This window comes from Leptolyngbya sp. FACHB-541, assembly GCF_014695875.1.
Classification (GTDB): domain Bacteria; phylum Cyanobacteriota; class Cyanobacteriia; order Elainellales; family Elainellaceae; genus JAAUTN01.
Window position 1 is genome coordinate 21,169 of record NZ_JACJPC010000122.1, and the last position, 14,716, is coordinate 35,884.

A 14,716-nucleotide genomic window follows, 5' to 3' on the forward strand; every position below is an offset into this window, starting at 1 on the left:
GTGACTATAGCAATCAAGTGTTACTGGTGGGCACGAAGCAACAGAACCTTGCTAAAGTGCTGGCTTAGTATTCGGCTCCGATGAAGGTAGAGAAACCTGGGGTTTCAAAACTGTGAGTTGATCCGATGATGCTGGAGGGCGATCGCTCTCACTAGCCACATCCTCAGTCTCGCCCTCAGCAATTTGTTCCTCAATCTGAATTGGCTCAGCTTGAGTCAGTTCTACGGGCGAAGGTAAAGTAATATCCGTCTCAGAAGGAGCCGTTTGTTGTAGTTCTGGTTGAACTGCATTTATTTGAGCAGCATCGTCCGTGTCAGTCTCTGGGAGTTGAGCATCGGGCCAAGCATGAAAGGGTTCAGAGCTATCATCTGGGATGTCTGATTCAGGCGACGGATAAGTCGTGAACGGTTCTGATGGTTCTACAGGTATCACGTCTGGCTGCACTCTGTCTGACTGCGTTTCATCGGTAGAAGCATCTGGATAGGTGATGAAAGAGTCAGAAGGCTGAGACGGCTCAGAATCAGGAACGGAGGGCTGATCGGGTTCAGGGACAGAAATTTCTGCCGGAATTTCTGGAGGAAGAATTTCTGGAGGCGCATCTTGCGATCGCTTGTCTAACACCACTGGCGACTGGATTGGCTGAGCAAACGGGCTAGAAGCCTGCTGCATATATTGCATAATCTGATCAGCTTTTTCACCCTCAACAATTTCTGGCTTAGCTTGCCGCACTTCTACAGGCAAAAACTCCAGCCGCATCTGGTTTTCTCGCAGAGAAACTTTCAAAACCGCTGTATCGTAGTTTTCTGCTGAAATGTCCTCAGTCGTATCGTCATTCTGAGTAAAGATGAAGTTGCCGAGGGAATAGGCGATCGCTCTACCCTTATAGATTTCGGCTCCTTGCAGCACATTCGGATGATATCCCACCACTAGATCAGCACCCTGATCAATTGCCAAATGCGCCAAGTCAACTTGCCAGTCGGCTGGATAGGCTTCTAAATCTTTGCTCCAGTGGTAGTTCACTACAACCCAATCCACCTGTTCGCGGATTGCTTGAATATCTGCGGACACTCGGCGATCAGGATTAGCATTGACTCCGGCCGCCCTATCTCTAGCTGCATTTAAATCTGAATCAGAATAGCCTAAGTAAGCAATGCGTTGCCCTTTCACATCTAGAATCTCAGGACGGCTCGCTTCACGGCGATTGCGTCCGGCTCCAACTGAGTGAATACCAAACTGTTCTAAAGTTTCTAGGGTTTCCTCAAGCCCATCTGCTCCTTGTTCCATTACCTGCTCACTAGCCAAACTGACTAAATCGACCTGGCTATCAATTAGGGTTTGAAGCTGTTCTGGAGCTGTTTCATCATCTAAAGAATCTGGCTGAATCTGTAACAAGGGTGCATCCAGGTGAGCCGTAGCAACGTCAGCTCGACTAGACTGATTTCCTCCAGTTGAGCTAACCCGCAGTGTAGAAGTAGCTCCAACGGTTCCCAAGGCAGCATCATCTCCAAAAGTTAATGTGACCGTTGGGTCATCGGGATTGAGGACAGGCTGCTGAAATACCGTTACCTCGTCCTGGTCTGTTTGAACGGTGTTACTCCGCTGGTCCATTGATTGAGACGTACTAACCTCAGTTGCTTCGGGTGCCCCAGACTGAGAAGCCAAAGCTCCAGCGTGCTGAATTAGCACCTCAAACCCACAGCCCACTAAAAATGCAGCCGCCGCAGACCCACCAATCAGTAGGGAGCGAGATCGAAGCTGTTGGCTGACCGAATGACCTAATGGAGCAGCTTGCCGTGGCTTAAGGGAAGCAGAACTGCGGACAGCGGTTAGCAGTGGCGGAGACGGGTTTGAGGTACGACTGGCAGGGGTATTGATACGAACAGATTGCTTCCAAACAATTTTTGAGGTGCCTGCCCGCTGAGCTACAACTTGCACCCCTTTGATCTGGCTAGAGTTCAGTTTGCAGAGGCGGTGACAAATAAACCGAATTAGGCGATCGCGCTCAGGCGATCGCTCAAACTCCACCAATACTCTCAAATAACCAGGTTTAGTAGCACCGACCCTCGCCTGAAGTCCTTGAGGGACAAGGCAAGCGTTGAGCCATTGAGCGATCGCCCGTAAATCTCCAACCCGTGCCAAGTTGGCTGTAGACAGCGGATACAAACTGCCACCATTAACCTGATTAGCCATTGGGTTTATTCCTCACCATCACACCGAATATTAAACTACTTGAGAATTAAATTTCATTCCCTAAACTAACTGGCAGATTGGCATCCCAAGAGATTTTTTCTATATCTACTAAAATCCTGCTCTATTTTGGGCTAATCCACAATCCAAATAGCAGGACTATACGTAATTAGAGCAGCACACAGAGATTTTGTCATACATCAGTTTTTCTATTTCTCCCAGATCCTTTCAACGAATTACCTTTGAGAGTCGTAAATTCCTAATAAGAACACTACAGAAACTTGATGGGAGCTTGATAATTTTCCACCTTTCAACATGCAGAATTAGGTGAAGGGTTTACCCCCAATCACCATTCAGGGATTTCAAATCAGGCTCATTTGTAAGTGACCGATATCACAGCTTAAGACTTTCTGAGATCACAAGTCTCAAGCGATCTCAATCAGCCATTTAGCTGCGTCAATCATTGATATTAGTAGTTACAGTTCACTGATAAGGATGCCCCGGCTCTATGATCGGTAGACTTGTTCAATCGGCTTTTCAAACAGGTTGCCTTAGCGTTGAATCTGAAGGCTTAATCCGTCAGGTTTTAGCAATGAGGGGCTATCAGTCAACAGACCTGGCAGCTTTGGAACGGCTCTATGATGCCGTTCACACGGGTCAGATTCAGCGAGAGGCCCACGGAACAGTAAATTTGCTGAGCGCTCTACCCAGTTAGTAGCTAGTAGAATGGCTGAGAAGTTGTGTAATTGTAGGATGGGCAAACTGTAGGGCGGGCAAGATGCCTGTTAGGGTTGGGGTTCCACGCTACGAACGTTGCAAAATTTATTATTTGCTTTGTTTGAGCTAAGAACTAAGCGACTCATACTCTTGAGTTGTTTCTCCCAGTAACGTTTGGTTGCACAATCCTCAAATCGGGAAGCTCTAGACCTTGAGGGACAACAGGCAATGATGCCTCTCAAGGTCTAGGGTTTTTTAGTTTTTATGACCTAATCTTGATGCGTCAGCATATCCTATATAAGGCATAGGTTTGCCTAAGCTTGCTGACCATTAGGACAATATGACGCGAGACTCCAATCTATCCAAATCTGATTCACCTCCTATTGATGAGACTGAATACTCACAAGCGATGCCATCAGATAGCCTTAACGGAGCAGACAGGGAGTTAGTTTCCCAGTCGGTCGCTGATGCAAATTATCAATCGACCGTAGCCAACAAACTGGTGGCTGATAATCAAGATGACGGGCGAGCTGCAATCAACTACGCTCTGAAGCAAGACTCGGCTGTGCGTGAGCATCAGAACCAACCGCCTTACTGGTTGATTATTTTGATGGCGATCGCCATCATGACCACCGGTTTAATTATTGGCAACTTTTGGCTAGGAGTCGCTGGAGCAGCAGTTGCTTTTCTGGCATCCTTGAAGGTTGTTTGGGCTCCCATAAAAGCCGCTTTAGCAGAATTGATCTCTGAGCAGCAGTGGCAATTGACCATCGCCACCTTAGGGCTAGTATTTGCTTTATTAGGGATACTAATACTCAGCGGTGTGCCGGAGCAGTTGCAGATCTGGTGGAGTTTAGTGAACTGGGAAGCAACTGGAGCGCTGGGTGAGGTGCTTGGCGCTTTAGGGCAAATTTTGATCGCAATCCTGGCAGTTTATGTAGCCTGGCGACAGTATGTCATTTCTAAAGACCTGACGATCCAGCAAAATTTGATTACCCAACAGCAAACCATTGACACCTATTTTCAGGGAATTTCTGATTTGGTATTAGATGAGGAGGGGTTGCTGGAAGACTGGCCTCAGGAGCGGGCGATCGCCGAAGGCAGAACTGCCGCCATTCTTAGTAGCGTTGATGCAGGGGGTAAAGCGAAGGTTGTGCGTTTCCTCTCTCGCTCCAGGCTATTGACTCCACTGATGCGCGATCGCCGTCTTGGTCGAGCCATGTTAGACGGGGTTGGTGGCTATCAAGAAGACCGTAATTTTGGCATTCGTGTGATTGACCTGGGTGTGATGTTGGCTGCTGCTGATCTTTCTGGGACAGACTTACGGTGGACAGACTTGAGTGATGCCAACTTAATTCGAGCCAACTTAGGACGCTGTGATTTAGTAAAAACTAATTTGTCTCGAACTATCCTAGTTGATGCAAACTTGACTGGGGCTGACCTGATGGGAACTCGCTTATTCTACGGGCCAGTATCAACTGCAACACCTCGCAGCCGTACGGAAATTCCTGATTATATAACTGGAACTTGCACCGGAGCAGTCATCGAAAACGCAGACCTTACTGGGGTACAACGCATGTCAGATGAACAGCGGCAATATTGCTGTGCTTGGGGTGGTTCTAAAACTCGATCGACAATTCCCGGTGGTTGTGATGGAATTGCCAACAAACTTGGACGTTAAAATTCACCAACCATGTATACCCGTGCAGCTGATGTAGAAATTTCTGTAGTAGTTCCTCTACATAATGAGGAACTGAATACTGATTACTTATTCGAACAGCTAACGAAGGTATTAGAAGGGTTACAGCTTAGTTACGAAATTATTTGTGTGGATGATGGCAGCACAGATAAAACGTTGAAACGCTTAATGGATCAACGGACTCACAATGCTGCAATCAAAATTTTGAGTTTATCTCGCAACTTCGGCAAAGAAATTGCTTTATCTGCAGGAATCGATTACACGACAGGCAATGCCATCATTCCGATTGATGCAGATTTACAAGATCCGCCTGAACTGATTGGAGAGCTAATCGCAAAATGGCGCGAAGGATATGATGTGGTTCATGCAACTCGGCGATCGCGCCAGGGAGAAACCTGGCTCAAGCAGTTTACGGCTAGTGCCTTTTACCGAGTCATTGGGCGCATGAGTACTGTCCCAATTCCTCGCGATACTGGCGATTTTCGATTACTCGACCGTCGTGTCGTAGAAGTGCTAAAACAGATGCCCGAACGAACCCGCTTTATGAAGGGGATGTTTGCCTGGGTTGGGTTTAAAAATACCGCTGTTCTATATGATCGGGCTGAACGGTATAGAGGCTGTACCAAGTGGAACTATTGGCGACTGTGGAACTTTGCAGTTGACGGCATTACATCCTTTAGCTCAGTCCCGCTCAAGGTTTGGAGCTATCTTGGACTTGTCCTATCTATACTCGCATTTCTCTACGCTTCGTTTCTGATTATTCGCACTCTGATTCTAGGAGTTGATGTGCCAGGCTATGCCTCGCTCATGGTCGTTATCTTGTTCCTGGGGGGCGTGCAGTTGATCACCCTGGGCATTATTGGCGAGTATCTAGGGCGTGTTTATGAGGAAGTTAAAAGACGTCCTCTGTATCTAGTACGAGACGCTTATGGCTTTGAGGGTGATCGCCAGCCTGAAGCTACTACTTCACCTCAGTAACGCGCCAGCTTAGCTTTAAGTTCAGCCAAAAATTCCAAACGGTGACAATGGCGATCGCAATCAGGTTGGCAAGGTAGGGATTCACTCCAAGTAGATAAACCAGAACATCAAAGGTTAAGAGGTTGAGAACCAATCCAGCCAAGCAAATAAAATTGAATTTCAAGAACCGCTTGAATCGCTTTTGTATCCCCCTTTGACTACTCGTTAAATCACCAAACGTCCAAGCGTCGTTCCACAGAAAATTATTGAAGATTGCAATCTCCGCGGCAATACTTTTACCCAAGTTTAACGGCAGTCCAAGAGTTGTTGAATCACTCAGCAGATACAGCAAAGTCATATCGACAAACACACCGCTGAAGCCTACCAGACCAAAGCGAATCAATCGTCCTAGAGGGATCTCAAATCGCTGTTGGATACGTCCCAATCGTCCACCAGCAATTCGCAATCGGGTCAAGTGGTGAAGGTATTCGATGTACTGTTTGGAAGTAACCTTACTTTCTCCTTGCTGCCTTTCTTGAAAGACATAGCCGACTTCAGCAATCTGCCCAATGTCTCCCCGTCCCAATACCTCAAGCAAAATTTTGTAACCGAGTGGGTAGAGGGTGCGATCGCTAATTGCACTACGACGCACCATAAAATAACCACTCATCGGATCAGTGACCCGTCCTACTACTCCAGGCAACAGAATTAATCCCAGCGTTTGAGCGCCACGAGATAGAAATCGTCTGGCAAGACTCCATTCGCTAACGCCCCCTCCTTCAACATGACGGCTGGCAACAGCTAAATCGGCTCCTTGCTCAACTGCATTGAGCAGCTTTAGCAGAACCTCTGGTGGATGCTGTAAATCTGCATCAATCACCCCTAATATTTCTCCTCTTGCAGCTTGCCATCCTCGAATGACAGCACTAGAGAGCCCTCGTTCGAGTTGACGACGCATCACTCGAAGCTGAGGATATTGTGACATTAGTCCTTGAGCTATCTCCCAAGTTCTATCTGGACTATTGTCATCGACAACGAGCAGTTCATATTCACCAGGAATTGCCTGATCAAGTAAGCCACTCAGCAAACAAATAATGTCTTGAATGTTTGTGCCTTCGTTATAAGTCGGAATGATCAAGGAAAATTTGATGGAGTGCTGCGACTTTAAAGTACCTTGATTATGAACGTGGGCGTTTTGGGCAACAGTAGGGTAATCAAAAACTTGTAAAGGACCAGAAGGCACCTCTAACAAAGCTAGGGGATGTTGAGCTGTCATTTTAAAAATTCTCCAATAAATTACGTAGCAGGCGATTGGGTGTAAAGACTGAGCGTGAACCGATCCAAATCCATCGTTCCTGACAGAGCTTCAGTGCTTGTCAGTTTGTACTGAGCTTGTAAAACTTGTTGAACAGCCTGATCAAACTGTTGCTTTTCGGCGTCAGTTTTAGGTTCACTCCAAACAGCTCGCTCAGGGTTGAGCCATAGGATGCGCTCGTAGGCTAACGCTGTATCCGTTAGAGTTTTATCCAAAGTTGCAGCAAGCTGTTCGGGCTTCTCAGCCAACAAACTCACAGGCGCATCAGGGGTAACATAGTAAGCCAAGCGCAAGACGTGTCCCCAAGCTTTAGAGCTCATTACGATTAAAGTTGGGGTCTCGGTGTTCTGCTGAATGAGTTGATTAATCGTGTGGAACATGTGGCGATCGCGGAGGTTGAAATCACCTACACCAACGCAAACATAAGTGGCGAGTAGGGCTGCAATCAAAGGTTTTTGCCAGTGGTCCATTGCTCGTTCCAACCCTGCTGCTATTAAGAGGAGACAACCCGGCAAAACGAAGATAATACTTCTGCCATAGCCCCAACCTAATGTAAATTTCCCAGTGAAAACATCTACACTTAGAGCTAGCGCTAATGGCAAAACTCCTAATATCAGTGCGGTTCCCAGTGTTTGATACTCACCCTGTCGCCAAAGCCAAATGCAACAGGTTAATAATATGGCAACAGCAATGAAGCCAATTAAAACGGCAACTTCATGGGAGATACTTGGGGACAAACCACCTGATAGTAATTGAATGCCAACTGCTTCAAGGGCATCGCGGAAGTGTTTGAATAATGCTTCAACAAACCCAATTGACTCAGCAAACCGATCGAGATCAGCATTTCGTGCCTGTTGCCGAACTCCCCAAAATGCCCAAGGCATAGTAAGCGACACAGCGATTCCTAAGGCTATTCCGTATTGAAACCAGCGCTGCCGATCAAGATAGAGTACCAAAACGCCCAGCGCTATTACCCAATACGCAAAGAAGTAAAAAGTTAGTAGCCCAGCTGTAACTGACCCAATCAGTAAACAGTTCCAAAGCAACTGCTGTCGGCAGGTTACGTTAGCTTCAACAGTATTTTGGCGAATCAACCGGACAAGCGCCCACCCACTCAAAACAATCCAGAGAACCAGTGGTCCATACATACGGACGTTGAGTGAGTGAAAAAGGTAAAAGGAGTTAGTTGCAAGTAATGCAGCGAAAATTAGACCACCTCGATGACCTAATACGTCTCGCCCTAACCCATAAGCGCTGAAAATTGCGAGGCAGCTTAGCAAAACTCCTAAGCTTCTAACTTGAGCTACAGCATTACCAAAAAGCCGCAACCAAAGATGCTGGCTCAGAAAGAAAAGTGGTGGATGAGGTTCGCCGCCAGCAATACCCCTTAAAATTTGCTTGAAGGTTTCTACGATGTCTCCTAGTCCAGTCTCAACTGGTAGTTTGAGTAAGGAGGTGTAGCTTGACAGAAGAACAGGAACCTCTCCAGGGGTTTCATAGGCTGTTTTTTGCCCACTAAACAACAACAGAGATAGAACTTCGTCATACCAAAACTCATGGCTGCTCAAGTTCAGTATTCGCAGCGTAACTGCCAGAGCGATCGCAAAAAACAATAAAACTTCTAGAGGTAAAAGTAATTCAAACCTATTTAGTTTGATCCCCTTGAATATAGTGATCATTTAAATCTCCGTAGGTTCTGTATAGGTGAGAATTGACCCTTCGTAAGCAGGATATTTACCCGAACCACCAAGACCGTCTGATGTTAATGGTGAAAACTCAACTTTAAAGAATTGATTTGATGAAGAAAACTCCAGCTTTTGCGTAGGGTTTTCAGGTACAGGACAAGGACGATGGTGATAGCAGATGTAAAGAAATTTTTGATATCCTTGCTCAACCAGCGATTCACTCAACTGCCTTACATCTTTAGCATCATCAACTAGAAAAAAACTCTTATCACTTAGAGCAGGCGCAATCGCCTGGGCTACATACTGGTGTGAGATCGCGATGATCTCATTAGAGTCTTCTTTGACTGCTGTTAGAGCCAAGGCAACAGTCTGATAGTCCTTCACCAACTTAGTTGTTGCAACGAAAGTGTTAAGGTGAATACTGATAGAGATTAATACGCAAACCAATCCGATAGAAAGGTATCGCTGAAACCGCCCCATTACTCTCATAATGTATTTAAGTTGGACGGCTAAGAGAAGTGAAAGTAGAGGCATAAGGATTAGCAAAAACCGAGGGCCCCATTGCTTACCCCCAGCTCCAGATGGAACAATCAGTGGAACAGTGAGAATGAACAGTGCCACTATGAAATAGATCGCCCAAATCTTTGGTGCTAATCGCAACTTACTGCGTAGCAGAGACGGAAAGACAAACAAACAAGGAAAGAGCGAAACTGGAAAATATTCGAATAAAGAAGAAATAAGTTGTTTGAAGTTGTCACGTGCGGCTAACAGCCTTTCTGTTAGTGAAAATTCTTCTACTATCTGAATTGAATGAATGCCAAGAGGATGACCATAAACGACTTTATTAATACAGAAAAAGATAAGAACAGTTAAGAACAAGCTAGAGGTGAACAGAATTTCCTTCCCAGCAGCAGGACTGAATTTCTTAAGCCACTTAAGCTTTGCAACAAGGGAGAGTAAAGTTAGAGCCCCAACCAAGCATAGAAATTCTGGCCTAAACCACACTGATAAACCGATGAGGACTCCACCTAAAAGAGCACTTTTTCTACTTAAGTGGGTTGAATTTGGGAAGAGTACAACCGTTAAACCATAAAAAGCAAGAACAACAGCAAGGGTATGCTCCCAGTACATCGCACTATAAATAGATAGTGGGGAAGCAAAGATGAGAACGGCTAGGGCGATCGCAATGGCACCGCTGTTGAGCTCTAGCCGTTTGCACACCGCGTAAAACCTAAACCACAGAACCCAAGTTGATACAACAGGAATGACATACAAGCCCCTATAGCCCAACAGTGCATAGAAGGGCGCAGTGACTAGAGGAAAGGTAAACGGGAAAGTAATGTAGTAAAGCCCCAAACGGTTGTAGACAAAAGGGGGGAGAAACGGATACAGTCCGTTGTGCCATAAATCTCTTACCCAATCAGCAGCAGGCAGGTCTAAATCAAATTGCAAATCTCCGGAAGCAAACTGCTGTGCTAAGAGGGCCTTGAGTCCACCATCTCCACTAAAAAACACTCCATCTTGAATGTGGAGCTGAAGGAACAAAGTAAACAGGACTCCCGTCACGATAAATATGAGCGGTAGTTTAGAAGCCTGAGAACGTCCTGAAAGCTGGAGGAGCTTCTGTAAAGGTCTGCGCTCTAGCGTCGTCGTTTTCATAGTGTATCAGTGCCAGGATTTACTTATTTCTTGGCAGGATTACTGATTCCACTTTTATACTTGATGCTTAGATATCCACTTAAGGGATACCTTTTTGTTGTTGATATCTTTATAGTCCGCTGCTAAATTATGATGCGTTGATGAAGATATGGACTTTTTTGTCCTCTTGTCAAGCGTGTTTCCTCTATAAAGAGCCTGTCTTCTCACAAACCCGTAAGTATCCCATGTTACAGAGCCTGAGATGGGGAATCTTTTGAGGGTTTTTGAGAGGTGAATTAAGCTTTTGATTCAGAGCAAAGGTTATAAGCTCGCTGGTTAGGACAAGTAAATAATTTGTCCCGTCTTAGCAGAACGTTGAGCAGCATCAGCTACTTTAAGGGCATATAGGCTGGCAGCTGAAGTAACGTAAAGGGATGAACCTAATATGAGGTGATCTAGGACAGCAGCCGTATCTTTTGCAAATAGGCCTCTCCGGCTTCCAACCTCTAGGGGAGATGTTGTATCTAATCGAACTAACGTTCCTTGGTCGCCATCCAATAGAAGGGCGCCCTTCTCACCATGAATTTCTAGACTGCGTTCTGATTTCCACAGGGCTTCGCCTTTTCCGTAGGTTAAATCAGACATAGTTCCATTTGTAAATTGCAGTTGTGCTGTACAGAGGCAGGTGGTGTAGCGATCGGGGGAATCTGTATCGTCCCAGAAGCGGGCACTACAGCTAACGGAGTTAACTTGACCAAATAAGTCAATCAGGCGATGAATGCGAGAGAGGGCTCCAATTAGTGGAAAACCAAACAACTCTGGTTGGTAAGTCCATTTTTGAGGAGCCGGACGTTGCTGATTGAGATTAGCGTAACGGATGTAGAACACTGAGCCAATTTGGGGAAGAGCATTCAAGACTGCTTGGTGGATTCCACTCAGCAGTTCAATATGCTCGACGTGCAGTAGTTTACTTTTTGCCTGTGCAAGCTCAATTAATTCTGTCGCCTCAACGTAGTCTAGTGAGAGCGGATATTCTACAATGACATGTTTGTCAGCATGGAGCGCTGCACGAGCGATCGCTCCATGATCTCGATTGACCGTAGAAATGATGATCAAATCCAAATCTTCTCGCTGTACTAGCTCCATCCATGAATTTGATACTTCAGCGCTATAGGTTTGACTAAATGCTGCTGCTTTTTCTGGAGTGTGTCCTGCAACCGTGACTAATTGCGATCGCGAATCAGCCTGCAAAGCTTCCGCTCTAACTTTAGCGGCGTAGCCTGTTCCTACTATCCCAACTTTGATCGGCAGTGACATGAATGATTCAAACGATGCAGTTGTCATATAAGAAATATCCAGTCATGGCAGCAATAGATTTAAGGCAAGTGGGTCAAATGACCTGACGGTTTTTAGAATTTTAGAACTATATTGAAACCTGTATTGATGGCTAATAAGGTAAGGGTTTTCATCTCGCCCCATCAATTTCAACCAAATAACTGTTACTTGTTACACCTATAACCACTTTTAATTCATTAATCCTCTAAAGGTCAGTAGAACATATGGTTAATGCCCTAGCAATCTCTTGACAGAGCGAGTTCCCACCAGGAGAGAGTTGCTATTGAAAAGCAGCATTAGTTGTAGACGGCAACAACACAATCAACGTTCAAGTATAAGTAATTTAGGCTTAATTTCATAACTTTCATTACTAATCCCATTCAGCCCATCTATCAATTAGGCGTTACAGATCTTAGATTTTTTCGTAGTATCAGAGAAGAGTTACCGTAATGTAAGCCTTTACCCAAGTTAGGGTCGCATATCTTACAAGAAGTCAACTCGTACTGCCGTTTTAAACATTGAGAGGATTGTTGCATGGCGACTTTTAAGGTCACGTTGGTTAACGAGGCCGAAGGGCTGAACACCACCATCGAAGTACCCGATGACGAGTACATTCTAGATGCTGCCGAAGAGCAGGGGCTTGACTTACCTTATTCTTGCCGCGCAGGAGCCTGCTCTACCTGTGCTGGCAAAATCAAAGAGGGCACAATCGATCAGTCAGATCAGTCCTTCCTGGATGATGACCAAATTGAGGCTGGCTATGTGTTGACTTGTGTAGCTTACCCAACCTCTGACTGCACCATCCTGACTCACCAAGAAGAAGAGCTGTACTAATTGGTGAAGCTGCTTCAGAGAGACAGGGAGCTTTGCGATCAACTAAACGCTCTCTGCTTCTGACTGGTTCACTCCAAGCACAAACGCTAGACAAGATGTCACCACTTTATGGCAGGGGTACGAACGATCTTCCCCTGCTTGCTTTTGGTTGAGCAGCTTTGAACAGCAGAAAAAGATTTTGAGCGGAGGTGCACTAATGTTACGCCTCCGCTCAAAATCTTTTTCTTTTAGGGTCGGGTCACAGTCGTTCGAGCTGATCTAGCTGATCTACTACTCTATTGGACTGGCTCTACCAGTTCTACATTTGCCTCAGATGAATTCTCCAGCGCTGCTGGATCGCGCCAAAACGTAATGGCGTCGCTTAGGGGTTGGAGCTGAGTACCGGGGTAATAAAAGCTAAGAATTTGGGCACTAGACCAGCCTAGATCCCCTAAGTTATAGGCACCTGTCTGGCTCATCCCAACTCCATGACCCAGTCCACCGCCTGTAAAGATGTACCCTTTCAGAATTCTGGATTCAGCAGGCTGTGAATTTTGCTCTCCTTCGCTTTGTCCTGCTGTAGAATTTTGCACTGTCCTGGCTGGCGTTGCGGATGCTTCATAAACGGGGTCAATGTAAAACAGCGTGCTGTTGGGTGCGTAAAAGGCTCGCAAGATTTCGTCTTTCTCTAACTCAACCGTTCCTCGATCAGTTTGAACTGCCATTCGCTGTACCCGACCTGCTGGCGATCGCTCAACAACCTGAACTTGCTGTACCGTTGTAAAGTTCGCCAGAGGATGCTGAATTCCAGTTAGATATTCCTTCAGGTCAGCCGTAATTTGCGTTAATGGACTTTCTACACGCCAGCGGAATACATCCCAGCCATTCTCATTAAAGCCCTCAGTGCGACCGATAAAGGTCCGAAGATTGGCTTCATCTGCCAGACTGTAGCGCGATAAATCCCAGATGTTTTGTACAGAATCTACGACTGCGCGTAAGTAGGGGCGATCGGGTCCATTCCAGACATCGCTGAAAGGGGCTGTAATGCCACCTGTCGTTGAGGAATACAAAGCATCGACCAATTCATTCTGGTAGGTCAATACTTGAGAACGAGTAGCGGCGATCGCCCGGTCGGTCTCAGGGTGGGCACCTGACAGCCCACGGTAAACCTGACACTGTGTATCAGCGCATAGCTCATAGTTATCGATCGCAAATCGGCGCACGTTTCGCAGTGCGTAGGTGCGAGCCAAAATTGCCTGAGCCTCAATTGTGGTTGGCGGCGCACCAACCCCAATCTCGTGGGGTACCACTCCCCGCAAGTAGGTTTCAACGGGCACCTCATTCACTAATGTATAGGTGCCATAGGCATTAGGCTGGAGCTGTAGATTGCCTCCATAAAGTCGGCGTTCGCTATCACTGCGATTGGGGGTTACCTGTACCCGACGATTCCCTGTTGTAATCTGCACTTCGTCCCGCTGATAGCGATAGCCGTTGGCAACAAATGACGCTTTAGGTATCTGTTGCTGTACCTGGGTATCTAAGAAAGCACTTCTAGACCCATTGGCTTGAAGATTTTGAAACAGCAGACGGCGCAGCAGCGGACTACGATAAACATCACGCTTGGCCCACACCTGCCACTGTCGAGGCTGAGCAATTTCAACTTCCACGCCGCGCGATCGCCATTGATTAGCGCTATCTTCTGCACTTTCAAAGCTGCGATGGGTACTCAGCACCACTCGCTCATTTACTTGCGGCTCAGCTAACGGCTCCATCGTGATTTCTAGCTTGACGGTGCTGGCAGTGACGGTTTGGGTTTGACCTCCCGTCTCAAATTGCATAGTGAGGCGATCGCCCGTCAAAGGCTGTAAAGTAATTTCGTCCCCAGATTCAGAGCCAAATCGCTGCACGATCCCAATATCCAAAGTGGGATCAGCGCCACCTTGAGAAGAGTTTTGAGCTTGAGGAGCGTTTTGAGCTTGGGAAGAATCTGGAATTTGAGAAGTTTGATTAGAACTCGTTTGAGCTGACACGGGAAAGGATGTCAGCCCAACCAGACAAGCCGTAGTTGTTACACCCGCCCAGACAGTAAACCATCGAACAGGAGCAATAGCTGGGATACGAATTGAAAAGCATCTGGAACTACCAAATTGAAGTCGTCTACTCACAGGGCTGTCCCTCGAAATTACACGGCATGAAGTGGATTAGCTCGACCAGTGAGCCATGACTACCAGCAGCTAAGCAATGTTTCACAAGCTGTTATGTGGACTTTGTAACCTTCGACTGATGACTATTTTAGAGGTGCTGCTTATTATTGACGACTTTGCGGTTCGTAGTGAACCCCTTCCTCAAAAAACTTCAGGTTTTGTTTAA

At 46.4% G+C, this 14,716-nt stretch carries 10 protein-coding genes; 4 read left to right on the forward strand and 6 right to left on the reverse strand.

From position 1 onward, the window contains the following. Positions 1–51 precede the first annotated feature (51 nt). A complete protein-coding gene (locus H6G00_RS27130) occupies positions 52–2,190 on the reverse strand; it encodes a CapA family protein (RefSeq protein WP_190799109.1) in 2,139 nt (712 codons plus the stop codon). A 505-nt stretch (positions 2,191–2,695) separates the two neighbouring features. On the opposite strand from H6G00_RS27130, the gene H6G00_RS27135 reads away from it, so the two are divergent. The 3 genes from H6G00_RS27135 to H6G00_RS27145 all read left to right on the forward strand — a co-directional run bounded on the left by H6G00_RS27135 (position 2,696) and on the right by H6G00_RS27145 (position 5,581). Then, positions 2,696–2,902 (forward strand): hypothetical protein, encoded by a 207-nt coding sequence (locus H6G00_RS27135; RefSeq protein WP_190799110.1) that lies wholly within the window; start codon positions 2,696–2,698, stop codon positions 2,900–2,902. A gap of 342 nt (positions 2,903–3,244) precedes the next feature. After that, a complete protein-coding gene (locus H6G00_RS27140; RefSeq protein WP_190799111.1) occupies positions 3,245–4,585 on the forward strand; it encodes a pentapeptide repeat-containing protein in 1,341 nt (446 codons plus the stop codon). A 12-nt stretch (positions 4,586–4,597) separates the two neighbouring features. Beyond that, positions 4,598–5,581: a glycosyltransferase family 2 protein gene (locus tag H6G00_RS27145; RefSeq protein ID WP_190799112.1), complete on the forward strand. Its 984-nt coding sequence runs from the start codon at positions 4,598–4,600 to the stop codon at positions 5,579–5,581. On the opposite strand, the gene H6G00_RS27150 is transcribed toward H6G00_RS27145, so the two are convergent. The 4 genes from H6G00_RS27150 to H6G00_RS27165 form a co-directional block, all read right to left on the reverse strand. Continuing rightward, entirely contained in the window at positions 5,565–6,836 is a 1,272-nt protein-coding gene (locus tag H6G00_RS27150) for a glycosyltransferase (protein WP_190799113.1), read from the reverse strand. The genes H6G00_RS27145 and H6G00_RS27150 overlap by 17 nt on opposite strands. Before the next feature lie 20 nt (positions 6,837–6,856). After that, positions 6,857–8,554, reverse strand: coding sequence for a glycosyltransferase family 39 protein (locus tag H6G00_RS27155; protein WP_190799114.1), 1,698 nt, complete (start codon positions 8,552–8,554; stop codon positions 6,857–6,859). After that, positions 8,555–10,075, reverse strand: a complete 1,521-nt coding sequence (locus H6G00_RS27160; RefSeq protein ID WP_199318737.1) for a hypothetical protein — start codon at positions 10,073–10,075, stop codon at positions 8,555–8,557. It abuts the gene before it with no gap. A 459-nt stretch (positions 10,076–10,534) separates the two neighbouring features. Then, the gene (locus H6G00_RS27165) at positions 10,535–11,542 is read right to left on the reverse strand and encodes a Gfo/Idh/MocA family oxidoreductase (RefSeq protein ID WP_190799115.1); all 1,008 of its coding nucleotides are present in this window, start codon (positions 11,540–11,542) and stop codon (positions 10,535–10,537) included. Between the two features lie 525 nt (positions 11,543–12,067). On the opposite strand from H6G00_RS27165, the gene H6G00_RS27170 reads away from it, so the two are divergent. Next, positions 12,068–12,367 (forward strand): ferredoxin, encoded by a 300-nt coding sequence (locus H6G00_RS27170; protein ID WP_190646728.1) that lies wholly within the window; start codon positions 12,068–12,070, stop codon positions 12,365–12,367. Positions 12,368–12,642: 275 nt separating this feature from the next. On the opposite strand, the gene H6G00_RS27175 is transcribed toward H6G00_RS27170, so the two are convergent. Next, positions 12,643–14,511, reverse strand: a complete 1,869-nt coding sequence (locus H6G00_RS27175; protein WP_347278232.1) for a SpoIID/LytB domain-containing protein — start codon at positions 14,509–14,511, stop codon at positions 12,643–12,645. Positions 14,512–14,716: the final 205 nt, after the last annotated feature.